This window comes from Rhizobium sp. GN54, assembly GCF_021026345.1.
Classification (GTDB): Bacteria; Pseudomonadota; Alphaproteobacteria; order Rhizobiales; family Rhizobiaceae; genus Mycoplana.
The window spans coordinates 271,329-287,387 of the sequence record NZ_JAJNCZ010000006.1 but is presented as its reverse complement, the minus strand read 5'-3'; the positions used below and the strand labels follow the sequence as shown (position 1 = coordinate 287,387).

Below are 16,059 nucleotides of genomic sequence, written 5' to 3'. Positions count from 1 at the left end.
TGGGACCGGGGACAAACGGGTCCTGCAATGGGTGGATTTCCACCCATTGCAAACCGCTCAGGCGCGGACGCCATCAGGCATAGTCGCCTCCATCGGCGCGAATGTTCTTGTCGAGGCCGTGCTTCTGCATCTTCTCGTAGAGCGTCTTGCGCGAGATCCCCAGCATTTCATAGACCGGGCGCAGGCTGCCGCCATGGGCAGAAAGCGCGCTGGCGATGAGGCTCCGTTCATAGGCGGCGACCTTGTCCGATAGCCTCTGGCTCTGTTCGACGCCGTCCTCCCGCTGCGGCTCGAGGCCGAGCACCAACCGGTCGGCAGCGTTGCGCAACTCGCGCACGTTGCCCGGCCAACTGCGCCCGGCGATCTCCGTCACCGTCTCCGGCGGTACCTCGATGTCGCTGCGGCCGTAGCGGGCGGCGGCCTCGCGGACAAGCTGGAGGAAGAGAAGGGGGACGTCGGCCCGGCGCTGGGCGAGCGACGGTACGTGCAGGGTCGCGACGTTGAGCCGGTAGAGGAGATCGGCGCGGAAGCGGCCTGCCGCCACCTCGCCTTCGAGGTTCACCTTGCTCGTCGCGATGAAGCGCACGTCGAGCGGCACCGGCTCGTTCGAGCCGAGCCGCGTGATCACCCGCTCCTGCAGCACCCGCAGGAATTTCGCCTGCAGTTCGATCGGCATCGAGCCGATCTCGTCGAGCAGGATGGTTCCGCCGCGCCCGTGCTCGAACTTGCCGTAGCGCGGACGCAGCGCCCCCGGGAAGGCGCCGGCTTCGTGGCCGAACAGCTCACTCTCGATCAGGTTTTCCGGCAGGGCCGCGCAGTTGATGGCGATCAACGGCCTGTCGGCGCGGGCGCTGATGTCGTGCAAAGCCCGCGCCACGACTTCCTTGCCGACGCCGGTATCGCCGATGATCAGCGTATCGGCGTCGGTCGCGCCGATCGCGCGCAGGCGATAGCGCAGGTCCACCATCACCTGGGTGCGTCCCGGCAGCCGTGCCTCGACATCGTCGCGCTTGCCGGCGACCGCGCGCAGCCGGCGGTTTTCCAGAACGAGGCTGCGCCTGTCCAGCGCGCGCCGGATGATGGCCGCGAGTTGCTGGGCGGTGAACGGCTTTTCGACGAAGTCGTAGACGCCGGCGCGCATGGCGGTGACGGCGAGCTGCACGTCCGCATGCCCGCTGACGAGGATCACCGGGAGTTCGGCATCCATTTCGCGGATCCGCTGCAGCAGCGTCATGCCGTCCATTCCCGGCATGCGGATATCGCTGACCACCACGCCGTCAAACCCGTAGCCCACGCGCTCGAGCACCGGCTCCGCATTGGCGAAAGTGACCACGTCCAGCCCGAACAGGCCCAGCGCCTGCGCCGAGGAACGGCGCATTTCCTCTTCGTCGTCGATGAGGAGGATGCGGCTTGCGCTCATTCGGCGGCCTCGCTGAGGGCTGGAGCGGCGTCGAGCACGATGCAGAATTCGGCGCCCCCGTCGGGCGGGTTGGAAACCGAGAGGCTGCCGCCGAAGTCCTTGACGATGTTGTAGGAAATCGAAAGGCCGAGCCCGAGGCCACGGCCGACGCCCTTTGTGGTGAAGAAGGGGTCGAAGATGCGTTCCACGATCGCCGCGGGCACGCCCGGCCCGTGATCGCGGATGGTGATCGCCACCCTGCCGCCGCTGCGCACGGCATCGATGTGGATGCGACGGTCCGACAGTCCCTCGACCGCGTCGGCGGCATTGGTGATGATGTTGACGAGCACCTGCTGCAGCCGCACCGAGCCGGCATGGACCACGGCGGGCGTCTCTCCGAGATCGATCAGAAGGGTCGCATCGGCGGACTTCAGGCGGGCGGCGACGATCTCCAGCGTATCCGTCATCACGGCCGAGAGCGCGACCGGACCGAGTTTCTCGTTGGGCTTGCGGGCAAAGTTCCGCAGGTGCCGGCTGATCGAGGCCATGCGGTCGATCAGGCCGGAGATGCGCCGGACATTGTCGCGGGCTTCGTCGACACGGTTGCGGTCGATCAGCATCACCGCACTGTCTGCGTAGGTCTTGGCCGCCGCCAGCGGCTGGTTCAGTTCGTGCGACAGCGCCGCCGACATCTGGCCGAGGCCAGCGAGCTTGCCTGCCTGGATGAGATCGGCCTGGGTCTCGCGCAGCTTCTGCTCGGTCATCCGGCGCTCGGCGATCTCCAGTTCGATGCGCCGGTTGACGCGCGCCAGATCGGCGGTGCGCTGCTCCACCCGATGCTCCAGCTCGTTGCGCGCCTCGATCTGCATGCGCATGCGCTCCTGCGCCCGGGCGCGCCGCTGGATCACGATCGCGACCGCAAGCCCCGCCAGGCCCAGAAACAGGAGCACCGCGATCAGCATCGTGCGGGTCTGGGTGCGCACCGAACTCGTGTCCATCAGGACGCTGACGGTCCAGTCGGCCTCGGGCATGTACTGGGACAGCGCCAGGTATTCGCGCGCAGCGCCGCCGTCGGCAAGGGTGATCAGCCGGTGCCCCGTCGTCTCGTTCGCGTGAAAGGGCAGCGGTTTCAGCACCGCTTCGGCATAGCGGCGCGAGGCCTGGGTTCGTTCGAGCCGCTCCGGCGTCAGCGGCAGGATGGCCGAATAGAGCCATTCCGGGCTGCCGGTCATGAAGATGATGCCTTCCGGGTCGGAGACGAAGATCTTGTACTCGCCGCCCTGCCAGTTGGCCTCGATGGTATCGATGTCGACCTTGAAGACGATGACGCCGCGGATCTCCCCGTCCACGCGGATCGGCGAGGCAAAATAGTAGCCGCGCTTCAGCGACGTCGTGCCGAGCGCGTAAAAGCGCGACTGCCCGCCCCTGGCCGCGTCCTGGAAATAGGGCCGGTAGCTGAAGTTCTGCCCGACGAAGCTCTTCGGCCCGTCGAAATTGCTGGCGGCGATCGTGTCGCCGTCCATCTTCATCACATAGATGTCCGAGGATTCCAGCAGGCCGTTGATGTCCTTGAGGTAGGCGTTGGCCGCCTGGCGCAGCGTCCTGTCGTCGGGGTCGCTGATCAGGTGCTTGATGTCCTCGTGATCGGCGATCAGCGCCGGCAGGGGCTCGTAGCGGCTCAGGTGCCCCCGCAGCGCCGAAGCGGCAAGGCGAAGCGCCGAACCCGCCTGCAGCGATGCTTCGTCCATGTAGCTGCGGGTCGCGAGCGCTCCGCCCGGCACGATCACCGCATAGAGGACGGCCGGCAGGAGCACGAGCCAGACAAGGATACGAAAACGCTGCTTCACGAAACGCGGGCTCCTCCCTCCCTCGCCGCGGCCTCCCGCCGCGGGGGCGAAGTCTAGAGAGCAATGCCGCATTTTCCAAGAGACGAGTAGGCCTGTCGTTGTGGGCGAAAGACCGATGGGCGGCGAGGCGACAGCCTACCCTTAGTTGCCGAGAGTGGGACAATTAGTGTCACGAGTTAAGCAAGCCCTAACCTCCGCGGGGAATACTGTATGCAGAATGCAACATGGGAAGGGGTTTGTGCAGTGAAGACGGAAACGAAGGTCGCCCGACCGCTCTGGATGGTCGTCACGGGATGCGGTTTCGCCGCGGTCCTGTTTGCGAGCAGCGTGATCGGGGGCATCGGCTGGCATAGGCAGGTCAGCCTCATCGAGCAGGCGGTGAAGGACGAGTCGAAAAACGACCTCAGCGTCCTTCTTTCCAGCATCGACGCCCAGCAACGCGCCAATCTCGGCCTTGCGGTCGCCGTGGCCGGGCAGCCGACCATCATCGAGATGATGAAGACGCGCGACCGCGAAGGCATCGTCAGGACGCTCGAGACCGGCTTCGCGCAACTGAAGGCCCGCGGCGACGTCCAGTCCATCGGCTTCGCGGATGCCGGCAGCACGGTGATCGCGCGCGTCCACGATCCGGAAAAGGCCGGCGACAACAACAAGGGCCGGCGCAAGGGCATCGAGACGGCGGTCGCCGAAGCAAAGCCGACCTCCGGCATCGAGCCCGGCAAGGCCGGCATCGCCATCTTCGGAACGGCACCCGTCATGGACGGCACGACCGCCATCGGGTCGGCCGACGTCGGCACGCAGTTGACCGTCGACTATTTCAGCCGCCTTGCCGAGAGGATCAACGGCGCGTTCTCAGTCTACGTCGCCAAGGACGGCGCGCTCCAGCGACAGGCTGCGACCTATGAGGGCGAGCCGCTCGTGGCGATCGAGGAACTGCAGGCCATGGCGCAGGGAACCGCGCCGGGCCGGTACGCCTATGCCGGCGATCGCACCCTGTTCGTGACGGCGACGCCGCTGGTCAATTTCTCCGGCGAGACGATCGGCCTGATCGAGGCCGCATCGGACGTCACGGCGATGGTCGCCAGCGGCCGCTCCGCGCTCACCATGTCGCTGCTTGCGGCAGCCGTGACCGCGCTCCTGGCGCTGGCCGCCTTCTTCCTCTTCGCCCGCAGGCTGGGGAACGTCATCCGTCGCCTGAACGGCACGATGACGGAACTCGCAGAAGGCAATCTCGATGCCGTCGTCGAAGGTCGCGATCGTCGCGACGAACTGGGCGCGATGGCGAATACGGTCCAGGTCTTCAAGGACAACGCGGTCCGGACGCGCGAGCTGGAGCGGGATGCGCAGGAGCAGCGCGAACGCACCGACGACGAGCGGCGGATGACGGCAGCGAAGGAGCAGGACCGCTCCGCCGTGATGTCCCAGGCGACGAACGGTCTCGCCACGGGGCTGAAGCACCTGGCGTCGGGCGACCTGAGCTTCCAGCTCGACGAACCCTTCGCCGCCGATTTCGAAAGCCTGCGCGCCGACTACAACCGGGCCGTCGAACAGCTGCGGCAGACCTTGACGGCGGTGGCGAACGCCACGAACTCGATCGACAGCGGCTCGCGCGAGATCAGCCACAGCGCCGACGATCTCTCCCGGCGCACCGAGCAGCAGGCGGCTTCCCTCGAACAGACCGCGGCCGCGCTGGACGAGATCACCGCGAACGTCACCAGCTCCACCAAGCGCGCCGAGGAAGCCCGCGCCGTCGCGATCCACGCGAACGAAAGCGCGCGGCAATCGGGCACTGTCGTAGCCAACGCCGTCGATGCGATGAGCCGCATCGAGCAATCGTCGAACCAGATCTCGAACATCATCGGGGTCATCGACGAGATCGCCTTCCAGACCAACCTGCTCGCACTCAATGCCGGCGTCGAGGCGGCACGCGCCGGCGAGGCAGGCAAGGGCTTCGCGGTCGTCGCGCAGGAGGTCCGCGAACTCGCCCAGCGTTCCGCCCAGGCGGCCAAGGAGATCAAGGACCTCATCCGGAATTCCTCCGGCGAGGTGGAGAACGGTGTGCAGCTCGTCAGCGAGACCGGCGAGGCGTTGAAGACGATCGAAGGCTATATCGTCACGATCAACCAGCACATGGACGCCATCGCCACCTCGGCGCGCGAACAGTCCGTCGGGCTCAGCGAGGTGAACACCGCCGTCAACCAGATGGACCAGGTCACCCAGCAGAACGCAGCGATGGTGGAGGAAAGCAACGCCGCCGGTGCGACGCTTGCCATGGAAGCGGCGCGCCTGAAGGAACACGTCGAGCAGTTCCGCCTCGGCGGGAACGTCGTCTCCCCGTCCGGACAGCGCGAAACATCCGGACGCCGGGCGGCTTAGGCGGCCGAGGGGGGCGATCGGCTCCACCGGCCATCACAAGGCTCTTTGTGACAAGGCTCGCCGCGCTGCGGTGAGCCTTGCGTCGTTCCGGGGCCGTCGCCGCTTCCCGGATCGCGCCCGTCAGAGACGGTCGCGCATATGGCTTTCGACGCTGCGCAGATGCCTGCGCATGGCGTCGGCGGCGCCGGCACCGTCGCGGTCGGCGATCGCGGCCACGATGCGGGCGTGTTCCTCGAAGCTGTGGTGGTCGGCCGGTGGGCGCAGCGGTGTGTCGCGTAACCGCCCCCAGGTCACGGCCCGGCGGACGGCGTTCAGCGTATCGAGCAGGCCGAGCAGCAGCGAATTCTGCGACGCCTCGCCGATCGTCCGGTGCAGCTTGTTGTCCCATTGCTCGTACTGGCGCCAGGTCGGCGCCTGCTGCGCCTTCAGCATGCAGTTGCGCATCTCCGCGACCTGGCCCGCCGTCGCATAGAGGGCGGCGCAGCGGGCCACCTCCGGCTCGAAGGCGATGCGCGCGCCCATGACCTCGAGCGGATTGGTCCGCTGGACCATGGCATTGACGTCGGCGACCGTATCGATCGGCCGTTCGCCGGTGAAGGTACCCTTGCCGACATGCCGCCAGACGACGCCCTCCGACTGGAGGGTCGCCAGCGCCTTTCGCAAGGCGCCCCGCCCGACCTCGAGCGACTGCGCCAGCTCCCGCTCGGGCGGAAGTCGCCCGTCGTCGGGCAGGTCCGTCGTGGCCAGGAAATCGCGCAATCTCGTCAGAACTGCCGCATCGGTGATTTCGATCATGTTTTCGCCAAACCAATCTTGAATTGGTTTTGGTTATAAGAAACATCGCCGTACCTGTCAACGCAATCGGCAACGCTGAAATCGAATTTTATTTCTATAATTAAATTCATATACTTACGAGTCATTCAGGCTGTCCCGGACACTACGATGCTGCCGTGCAGCAACACTTCCCCGTTGACACAATTCGATATTAATGAAGAATTGGTTCCAGATTGGGTCGAGGAGCCCGATTTCTGGGAGGAACGAATATGAACATGTTTGCCAGACGAATGAGGGCGTCGGCGGCTGCCGCCGCTTTCTGCCTTGCCACCGCAATCCCGGGATGGGCGCTTGCCGATCCCATGCGCGTCGCCTTCGGCGATATCGCCACCGTCGAATCCCTGCACCTTCTCGCCGCGCTCGAGCGGGCGAAGGAAAAGGGCGTCGACGTCCAGGTCACCTTCCTGAAGAGCGAGGACATCGCCGCCCAGGCCGTCGTCAGCGGCCAGGCCGACATCGGCGTCGGCGGCCCCTATGCGCTGCTGCAGAAGGTCAAGGCGCCGATCCGCATCTTCATGCAGCTCTCCAAGCTGCAGTTCTACCCGGTCGTCAATTCCGAGGCCTACAAGGAGTGGAAGGACCTGGACGGCCAGGAGGTCGCGGTTCACTCCCGCGGCTCCGGCACGGAAGCGATCATGAGACTGATGGCCGACAAGAACGGCATCACCTATTCCAACATCTCCTATGTGCCGGGCGCCGAAGTGCGGACCGGTGCGCTGCTGCAGGGCAACGTCAAGGCGACGATCGTGGACTCGTCCGGCAAGCGCATTCTGGAAAAGGAGGCCCCCGGCAAGTTCATCTTCCTGCCGCTGGGAGAGGTCAGCGCGACGGACGAGGCGCTTTTTGCCAACACCGACTATCTGGAAAAGAACAAGAAGGACGTCGAGATCCTCGTCGAGAGCATCCTCACCACCTGGCGCGAGGTCGCGGCGGACCCCAAGGCGGCCATCGCGCTCCGTGACAAGTACAAGCTCCTGCCCGACGCCACGCCGGAAATGGTCGCCGACATCGAGCCCTACTTCACCGAGGTCGCCGCAACGCTTCCGCTCAACGGCGGCGGCACCGACGCGGCGCGCGACGACTTCGACTTCTACACCATCTCGGGCGCGCTGGAAGGCAAGGCCGAGGACCTGAAAGTCGAGGACTTCTGGGATCTCACCGCGCTGGACGCGGTGCTCGCCAAGACTGGAACCAAGTAGATGCACATGGCCGCTTCACCGCAAAAGGTGAGCGCGACGGGAGGAGCCGGCAGCGGCTCCTCCAGCATCGTCGAAGCGCTCGCCGACTTCGCCCGGCGCCGGAAATCCTTCTGGGTCGCCGTGTCGCTCGCAATCCTGTTCACCGCATGGGAAATCGCCGGCCGGGTGCCGATCAGCTTCGCCTTTCCGACGTTCTTCGAGACGCTGTCGGCCCTGATCGAGATGGCGCTCGACGGCACGCTGCTGCCCGCCTATTTCATCACCTTCCAGCCGCTTCTTCTCGGCGTCGCCATCTCGGCCGTCCTCGGGATCGGCATCGGCATCGTCATGGGGCTTTCCGACAAGGCCGAATGGCTGCTGGCCCCCGTCTTCATCGTGCTCCAGGCGGCCCCCATGGCCGCGCTCGTGCCGCTCGTCACCTTCGTCTACGGCATCGGCCTCGTCGCCAAGACGCTGGCGGTGATCATGCTGGCGCTGCCGGTGATCGTGCTCAACTCGTACAAGGCCGTCCGCCACGTCAATCCGTCGCTGGTCGACATGTGCCGCTCGTTCCAGGGCACGCGCATGCAGCAGATCTTCAAGATCGTCATTCCCGATGCGACGCCGGTGCTGTTCGCCGGCCTTCGGCTCGGCATCGCCGCCGGCTTCATCGGCGTCATGCTCGCCGAACTCCTGATCACCCCCACCGGCATCGGCGACCTCATTACCTATCACCGCTCGGTCGCCAACTACGCCCACATGTACGCGGCCGTGGCATCCATCATCGCCGTGTCGACGCTGACGCTCGCAGCCCTGCAATATGTCGAATTGCGCTTCCTGCGTCCCGAAAAGAGGAGAAAGTGACATGGCCAATCCCATCCCCCTGCGGACGGCCGACAACGCCACGCCGGACGCCATCGTCGAAGTGCGCGACATCTGCAAGCGCTACGGCGATATCGAGGCCCTTCGCGGTATCAACCTCGATTTCGAACGCGGCAAGCTGACCACCCTGCTCGGCCCGTCCGGCTGCGGCAAGACCACGCTTCTGAAGATCATCGCGGGCCTCGTGCCGGCGACCTCCGGCCAGATCCGCATCAATGGCAGGGTCGTGACCGGCCCCGGGCCGGAGCGCGCCTTCGTCTTCCAGGATTTCGCGCTGATGCCCTGGGCGACCGTGCTGCGCAACGTCGCCTTCGGCCTCGAGCTAAAGGGCATGCCGCAGGCTGAGCGCCACAGGATCGCAAGGCACTATATCAACGAGGTCGGCCTGTCCGGCTTCGAGGAGAAGTATCCGCACGAACTGTCCGGCGGCATGCGCCAGCGCGTCGGCATCGCCCGGGCGTTCTCGGTGAACGCCGACGTGCTGCTCCTGGACGAGCCGTTCTCCGCCGTCGACGAACAGAACCGGCGCAAGTTCCAGGAAGACCTGCTCCGCCTGGTCGACAAGGAGCGCAAGACCTTCCTGTTCGTCACCCATTCCATCGAGGAAGCCGTCTACGTCTCCGACCGGATCGTGCTCTTGTCGCCGCGTCCCGGCCGCGTCTCCCAGATCATCGAGCCCGCCATCGACCGCTCCGCCGCACCGGACGTGATCCGGCGTGACAAGGGCTATCTCGATGTGGTCGAGGAGATCTGGCAGGGCCTCAGGCAATATGCGGAGTGAGGCGCCATGAAACTCTTCGGCATCAAAATTCCGATGATGACCTCGCTGATCTTCTGGGCGCTGGTCTGGGAAATCGTCGGCAGGATGGACGTCATCTTCCTGATCCCGCCGATGACCTCGGTGATCGCCGCCGGCTTCGGGCTGGTGCAGACGGGCTCGTGGCAGAACGCCACGCTGATCACGCTCCGTTCGTTTGCCCTCGGCATGACGCTGGCGATCGCCGTCGGCGTGCCGCTCGGGGTGGCCATGGGACGGTTCAAGGTCGTCGACAACATCTTCGGCCTGTGGGTGAACATGTTCGTCAGCGCGCCGCTGTCGGCCCTGGTTCCGATCCTGATGATCCTGTTCGGGCTCGGCGAGACGACGGTGTTCGTCACCGTCTTCCTGTTCGCCGTCTGGATCATCGTACTCGACGCCCGCGCCGGCGTCATGCAGGTGCCGCCCTCGCTGATCGAGATGGGACGCTGCTACGGCGCCTCGCGCTTCACGATCTTCACCAAGATCATCCTGCTCTCCGCCCTTCCCGAGATCCTCGCGGGCATCCGCATCGGGCTGATCCGCGGGGTCAAGGGCGTGGTGATCGGCCAGATCCTCGTCTCCATCATCGGTTACGGCGAACTCTTCGAGCTCTATTCCCGCAGCTTCGACATGGAGCGGTTCTGGGCTCTGACAATCATCCTCTTCGCGGCAGCCATGCTTCTGTCCGCGGTCGTGGAACACTTTGAAAAACGAATCGAATATTACGCAGGAGCGCGATAATGAACGACATGACCACCATCAACGCCGCATACGTCTTCAAGCCGGCGCCCGTTCCCACCCTGCCGGTCGCAGGCAGCCAGGCGCTCTTCCCGGTGCACCGCATCTACTGCGTCGGCCGGAATTTCGCCGACCACGCGATCGAGATGGGCCACGACCCGAACAAGGAGCCGCCGTTCTTCTTCCAGAAGAACCCCGACACCCTGGTCCTGCCCGGCAACGATTTCCCATACCCCTCGGAGAGCAACGACGTCCACCACGAGGCCGAACTCGTCGTGGCGTTGAAGAGCGGCGGCGACAACATCCCGCTCGATAAGGCGCTCGACTGCGTCTATGGCTATGCCGTCGGCCTCGACATGACCCGGCGCGACCTGCAGGGCGAGGCCAAGAAGCTCGGCCGCCCCTGGGAAACCGGCAAGGCCTTCGAGGCGTCGGCCCCTTGCGGCCCGCTGCACCCGGTCGAGAAGATCGGGCATCCGACCGAGGGCGCGCTCTGGTGCAAGGTCAACGGCGAGCTTCGCCAGAGCGGCGACCTCAACCAGATGATCTGGAAGGTGCCGGAGATGATTTCCTACCTGTCGAAGCTGTTCACGCTTCAGCCCGGCGACCTGATCTTCGCCGGCACGCCCGCCGGCGTCGGCGGCATCGTCCGGGGCGACGTGATGGTCGCCCATGTGGACGGCGTCGACGAAATCACCTTCAAGGTTGCCTGAATGCTTCGGGCGCGCTCCGGCGCGCCCGTCCACCGTCTGCCGTGATCCAACGGCCCGCCGCATCTTGCCGAAATTCCCCTGAGGCCGTCCGCATGCGCGGAAATCGCAGCGGCCCCAGCTTGCCGGCTCCGCTTCGCGAACTATCTGCATGCGGACGGGAGGACAGGATGGCCGAGCGAAGCGACGAGTTCCGAGACCTTGACGTGCCGTCGCTGCAGGGCGCACGGCCGAACATGCCCACCCTCCTGACCTTCGTCGGCGCGGTCGCGATGCTCTATCTGGCGCGCGACGTGTTCCTGCCGATCGCGATCGCGCTTCTGCTGACCTTCGCGCTCGCACCGGTCGTGACCATGCTGCGCAGGGTCGGCTTTTCGCGGGTGCTGGCGGTCATCTCGACGGCCCTGTTCGCCTTTTCGCTGATCGCCGTCGTCAGCCTCGTCATCGCGCTGCAGGTGACCCATCTGGCCCGCAGCATCCCGACCTACCAGGCAAACGTCGTCAGCAAGATCGAGGCCATGCGCGAGGCCGGCTCCGGGACCGGCGTGTTCAGCCAGATCTCGTCCGTGCTGGAACGCATCAGCAAGGAGATCAGCGAGACGAACAGCGCAGCACCGAACGACGACGACGTCCCCACAAGGCCCGTGCTCGTCGAGATCTACGCGCCGGATCATCCGATACAGGTGCTGACCAACCTGATCGTGCCCATGCTGGCGCCGGTGGCGATGGCGGGCCTCGTGATCGTCGTCGTCATCTTCATGCTGCTGGAACGGGAAGACCTGCGCGACCGCTTCATCCGCCTCGTCGGCTATGGCGATCTGCATCGAACGACCGAAGCGCTGGAGGACGCCGGAACCCGCGTCGGCCACTACCTCCTGATGCAGCTCGTGGTGAACATCCTCTACGGCGTGCCGGTGGCGATCGGGCTCTGGCTGATCGGCATTCCCAACGCGATCCTGTGGGGGCTGCTCGCGATCGTCTTCCGCTTCGTGCCCTATATCGGCCCGATCATCGCGATGATCCTGCCGCTGTTCCTCGCCGTGGCCGTCGCCCCGGGCTGGACGATGCTGATCTGGACGGCGGCGCTCTTCATCGTCATGGAACTCGTGATCAACAACGTCGTGGAGCCGACGCTCTATGGCTCCAAGACCGGCCTGTCGCCCCTTGCGATCATCGTATCGGCGATCTTCTGGGCCTGGATCTGGGGACCGGTCGGGCTGGTGCTGTCGACGCCGCTGACGGTGTGCCTGGTGGTGCTGGGCAAGCACGTTCCGCAATTCGGCTTCCTCCAGGTCCTCTTCGGCAGCGATCCGGTGCTCGCCCCGCATGCAAGGCTCTACCAGCGTCTTCTCGCCGGAGACCCGGACGAGGCCACGGACCAGGCCGAGGAACGGCTGGAGGAGGACTACCTGATCGACTACTACGCGACCGTGGCGATCCCGGCACTGGCCCTGGCCGAGCACGATCGCGCCCGGGGCGTGATGAGCGAGACGCAGCGGCTGCGGGTGGCCGAAAGCGGGATGACGCTCGTCGCCAACATGGACGACATCGCCCTCGAAGAGGCGCAGGAGGACGACGGCGACGAGGCGCTGGTCGATCCGGACGAAACGAAGGAGGCAGCAACGGAGGCCGGCGAAGGCCAGCGCATCCTCTGTATCGGCGGTCGCGGCGAGCTGGACGACGTGACTGCGGCGATGCTGGCCCAGGTCCTTCGCGTGGAGGGCGCACAGGCGGTCGCAGAGAACCATCGCCTGATGGAGCCGGCGCGCATCCGCCATATCCCGGTGGTCGATCTCGATACGATCGTCATCTGCTATCTCAACCAGGATTCTCTGAAGCATGCCCGCTTCGCCGTCCGTCGCCTGAAGCGGATCAACGCGGCGCTGCGGGTAGGCGTGGCGCTGTGGAAGCCGGAGGTGAACGAAGACGAGGAGCCCGATCTCGAGGCTGCGGTCGAGGCCGGTGTGTCGCTGAACGCCGACTTCCTGTGCGCCGACATGACCACCGCTGCCGTCGCAACACTGACGGTGGCGCCCGTGGTACCGCTCGCCGTGCCGGACAAGGTCAGGCCCAGACGACGCCTCGTCCCCGAACGGGAGAAGGTCGTCAACCTGAGCTGACGGCGGCCGGAGCATTCCGTACGGGCCGCGGCGAAACAACGGCTTGACCTTGACATGATGGGAAGGTGCATGATGCTTCCAACATAAGGAATCCGCATCATGTTCACAGTCAAGGAACCCCAGGTCAAGGAACGCCAGGCCGCAGCCCCTCTTCCCGCCCAGACGGTCAAGCTCGCCATCGAGGACATGACCTGCGCCTCCTGCGTGCGCCGCGTCGAGAAGGCGATCTCTGCCGTTCCCGGTGTCGCAAGCGCCCGGGTCAATCTCGCCACCGCAAGGGCGGACATCGGCTTCGACGGCAAGACCGATATCGCCGGCGTCGCGCAGGCGGTCCGGGCGGCCGGCTACGGCATCGGCGAGGAGACGCTCGAATTCCCCGTCGAGGGCATGACCTGCGCCTCCTGCATCGCGCGGGTGGAAAAGGCGCTGAAGGCCGTGCCGGGCGTCCTGGACGCCACCGCCAACCTCGCCAGCGAACACGCTCGCGTCCGCTTCCTGCGCGGCACCGTCGATTTCGACGATCTCGCCGCCGCCGTCGAACGAACCGGCTATCATGCCCTGCGCGCCTCCGCCGTCGAGACGCCGTCGGACGAGGACCGGCGCGCGACCGAGGTCGCGAGCCTCCGCCGCTCGCTTGTCCTCGCCGCCCTGCTGACCGCTCCCCTCTTCGTCATGGAGATGGGCTCGCATGCCATGCCGGCATTCGGGCACTACATTCACGAGACGATCGGCATGCAGGCGAGCCGTGTCATCCAGTTCGTGCTAGCGACGATCGTGCTCGCCGGACCCGGCGCGCGCTTCTTCCGCAAGGGCGTGCCGAGCCTCCTGCGCGGGGCGCCGGACATGAACGCACTGGTCGTGATCGGCACGGCCGCCGCATGGGGCTTCTCGACCGTCGCGACCTTCGCACCGGGCTGGCTGCCGGGCGGCACCGCCAACGTCTACTTCGAGGCGGCCGCCGTCATCGTCACGCTGATCCTCGCCGGCCGCTTCCTCGAAGCCCGCGCCAAGGGCCGGACGGGCGAAGCGATCCGCCACCTGGCCGGGCTGCGGGCGACGTCGGCCCGCATCCTGAAGGACGGCCAGCCGGTCGATGTAGCACTCGAAGCGGTCATGCCGGGCGACATCGTGCTGGTGCGGCCCGGCGAGAAGGTCCCGGTGGACGGCGACGTCACCGAGGGGCGCTCCTTCGTCGACGAATCCATGATCACCGGCGAGCCGATGCCGGTCGAGCGCAAGACCGGCGACCCCGTCACCGGCGGCACCCTGAACACGACCGGCTCGTTTTCCTTTCGTGCCACGCATGTCGGCGCCGATACGGTGCTGTCGCAGATCATCCGGATGGTCGAGGACGCGCAGTCCGCCAAGCTGCCGATCCAGGCGCTGGTCGACCGCGTGACCCAGTGGTTCGTGCCGGCGATCATCGCCACGGCGCTCGTCACCTTCGGCCTCTGGTACGCACTCGGCCCCGACCCGGCGCTGGCGCATGCGCTGGTGGCGTCCGTCGCCGTCCTCATCATCGCCTGCCCCTGCGCCATGGGCCTTGCCACCCCCACCTCGATCATCACCGGCACCGGGCGGGCGGCGGAACTCGGCGTGCTGTTCAGGCAGGGCACCGCCCTGCAGACGCTAGAGACGACCGACATCGTCGCCGTCGACAAGACCGGCACGCTGACGCTCGGCCGGCCGACGCTGACGGAGATCGTCCCGGCCGAAGGCTTCGACCGGCAAGAGGTCCTAACGCTCGCGGCTGCGGCCGAGGTGCGCTCGGAGCATCCGATCGCGCTCGCCATCCACGAGGCGGCAAAGGCGGAAGGGCTGGATCTTCCGCTCGCCGATGCCTTCGAGGCGGCATCCGGCCGCGGCATTTCGGCAAGCGTCGCCGGGCGCCGGATCGAGATCGGCTCGACCGGCCACATGGCCGCGCTTGGCCTTGACACATCACCCTTCGCCGGGGATGCGCAACGGCTGTCAGGCCAGGGCGCCTCGCCCCTCTATGCCGCGATCGACGGCCGACTCGCCGCCCTCTTCGCGGTGACCGACCCGGTGAAGCCCACCACCCGGGAAGCGATCGCGCAGTTGAAGGCGCTCGGCATCGAGGTCGCGATGATCACCGGCGACAATCGCGGCACCGCAAACGCCGTGGCGGCGGACCTCGGTATCGACCAGGTGATGGCCGAGGTCTTGCCGGACGGCAAGGTCGCAGCCGTCAAGGCGCTGTCGCAAGGCGGCAGCCGGAAGGTGGCCTTCGTCGGCGACGGCATCAACGATGCCCCTGCCCTTGCCGCCGCGGATACCGGCATCGCCATCGGCACGGGAACCGATGTCGCCATCGAGAGCGCCGATATCGTGCTGATGGCCGGAGACCTGCGCGGCGTCGCGACCGGGATCGCGCTCTCCCGGGCGACCATGCGCAACATCCGCCAGAACCTGTTCTGGGCCTTCGGCTACAACGTGGCGCTGATCCCGGTTGCCGCAGGCGTGCTCTACCCGGCCTTCGCCATCCTGCTGTCGCCTGCGATCGCGGCGGGCGCGATGGCGCTCTCCAGCGTCTTCGTCGTCAGCAACGCCCTCAGGCTGAAGCGGTTCCGGCCCGCCGGCACGCACCACGCAAGCAGGGAGGACAGGACATGAATATCGGCGAGGCTGCGGCCGCCAGCGGCGTCACCGCCAAGATGATCCGACACTACGAAGCGATCGGCCTGATCCAGCAGGCCGGTCGCACCGGGGCCGGCTATCGCACCTACGGGCCGAAGGACCTCGCCACCCTCTCCTTCATCCGCCGCTCGCGCGATCTCGGCTTCTCCATCGCCCAGATCCGCGATCTCCTGGCGCTCTGGCAGGACCGCAGCCGCGCCTCCGCGGATGTCAAGCGCATCGCCGGCGAGCACATCGAAGAACTGACGGCGAAGATGCACCAGTTGCAGGAGATGGTGATGACCCTGCAGCACCTTTCCTCCCATTGCCACGGCGACGACCGCCCGGACTGCCCCATCCTCGAACGGCTGGCGACGGGGCTGGACGACGATTGCTGTGCACCCGGCACGGCGGCGAACGGCCGGTCGTAGCGCGCCCGGCGTCCGGCCGCGGCGATCGATCGCGATCAAATTCTGTTGAGTTCCTGTCGCTCCTGCCTGCCCCTAGAGTGCAGGCAGGGCCATGGAACGGGAGGAAAA

12 protein-coding genes are annotated in these 16,059 nt (G+C 66.4%); 9 read left to right on the top strand and 3 right to left on the bottom strand.

All coding sequences use genetic code 11. The features are described from left to right. Positions 1–73: 73 nt before the first annotated feature. Together LQK81_RS17800 and LQK81_RS17795 are read right to left on the bottom strand one after the other, a co-directional pair. Positions 74–1,420: a sigma-54-dependent transcriptional regulator gene (locus LQK81_RS17800; protein WP_230807713.1), complete on the bottom strand. Its 1,347-nt coding sequence runs from the start codon at positions 1,418–1,420 to the stop codon at positions 74–76. Beyond that, positions 1,417–3,246: a sensor histidine kinase gene (locus tag LQK81_RS17795; RefSeq protein WP_230807712.1), complete on the bottom strand. Its 1,830-nt coding sequence runs from the start codon at positions 3,244–3,246 to the stop codon at positions 1,417–1,419. Before LQK81_RS17795 ends, LQK81_RS17800 begins: the two co-directional genes overlap by 4 nt. Positions 3,247–3,489: 243 nt before the next feature. Here LQK81_RS17795 and LQK81_RS17790 point away from each other — a divergent pair, with 243 nt between their 5' ends. Beyond that, positions 3,490–5,622 carry a methyl-accepting chemotaxis protein gene (locus tag LQK81_RS17790; RefSeq protein WP_230807711.1) on the top strand — a complete coding sequence of 711 codons (2,133 nt, stop codon included), beginning with the start codon at positions 3,490–3,492 and terminating at the stop codon, positions 5,620–5,622. 120 nt (positions 5,623–5,742) lie between these two features. Here LQK81_RS17790 and LQK81_RS17785 read toward each other — a convergent pair whose 3' ends face one another. After that, a complete protein-coding gene (locus tag LQK81_RS17785) occupies positions 5,743–6,417 on the bottom strand; it encodes a FadR/GntR family transcriptional regulator (RefSeq protein WP_230807710.1) in 675 nt (224 codons plus the stop codon). A gap of 248 nt (positions 6,418–6,665) precedes the next feature. Between LQK81_RS17785 and LQK81_RS17780 the strand changes: the two genes are divergently transcribed. From LQK81_RS17780 to cueR, 8 genes are all read left to right on the top strand, one after another. Further along, positions 6,666–7,655: an ABC transporter substrate-binding protein gene (locus tag LQK81_RS17780; protein WP_230807709.1), complete on the top strand. Its 990-nt coding sequence runs from the start codon at positions 6,666–6,668 to the stop codon at positions 7,653–7,655. Continuing rightward, a complete protein-coding gene (locus LQK81_RS17775) occupies positions 7,656–8,498 on the top strand; it encodes an ABC transporter permease (protein ID WP_230807708.1) in 843 nt (280 codons plus the stop codon). 1 nt (position 8,499) lies between these two features. Continuing rightward, a complete protein-coding gene (locus LQK81_RS17770; protein WP_230807707.1) occupies positions 8,500–9,297 on the top strand; it encodes an ABC transporter ATP-binding protein in 798 nt (265 codons plus the stop codon). Between the two features lie 6 nt (positions 9,298–9,303). Next, the gene (locus LQK81_RS17765; RefSeq protein ID WP_230807706.1) at positions 9,304–10,056 is read left to right on the top strand and encodes an ABC transporter permease; all 753 of its coding nucleotides are present in this window, start codon (positions 9,304–9,306) and stop codon (positions 10,054–10,056) included. Then, on the top strand, positions 10,056–10,766 hold the full coding sequence (locus LQK81_RS17760; RefSeq protein ID WP_230807705.1) for a fumarylacetoacetate hydrolase family protein: 711 nt from the start codon (positions 10,056–10,058) through the stop codon (positions 10,764–10,766). The genes LQK81_RS17765 and LQK81_RS17760 overlap by 1 nt, the downstream gene beginning before the upstream one ends. A gap of 167 nt (positions 10,767–10,933) precedes the next feature. After that, on the top strand, positions 10,934–12,883 hold the full coding sequence (locus LQK81_RS17755; RefSeq protein WP_230807704.1) for an AI-2E family transporter: 1,950 nt from the start codon (positions 10,934–10,936) through the stop codon (positions 12,881–12,883). 99 nt (positions 12,884–12,982) lie between these two features. Next, complete coding sequence (locus LQK81_RS17750; RefSeq protein ID WP_269065024.1) at positions 12,983–15,517, top strand: heavy metal translocating P-type ATPase; 2,535 nt, start codon at positions 12,983–12,985, stop codon at positions 15,515–15,517. Next, complete coding sequence (gene cueR / locus LQK81_RS17745; RefSeq protein ID WP_230807703.1) at positions 15,514–15,951, top strand: Cu(I)-responsive transcriptional regulator; 438 nt, start codon at positions 15,514–15,516, stop codon at positions 15,949–15,951. Before LQK81_RS17750 ends, cueR begins: the two co-directional genes overlap by 4 nt. The last annotated feature ends 108 nt before the right edge of the window (positions 15,952–16,059 follow it).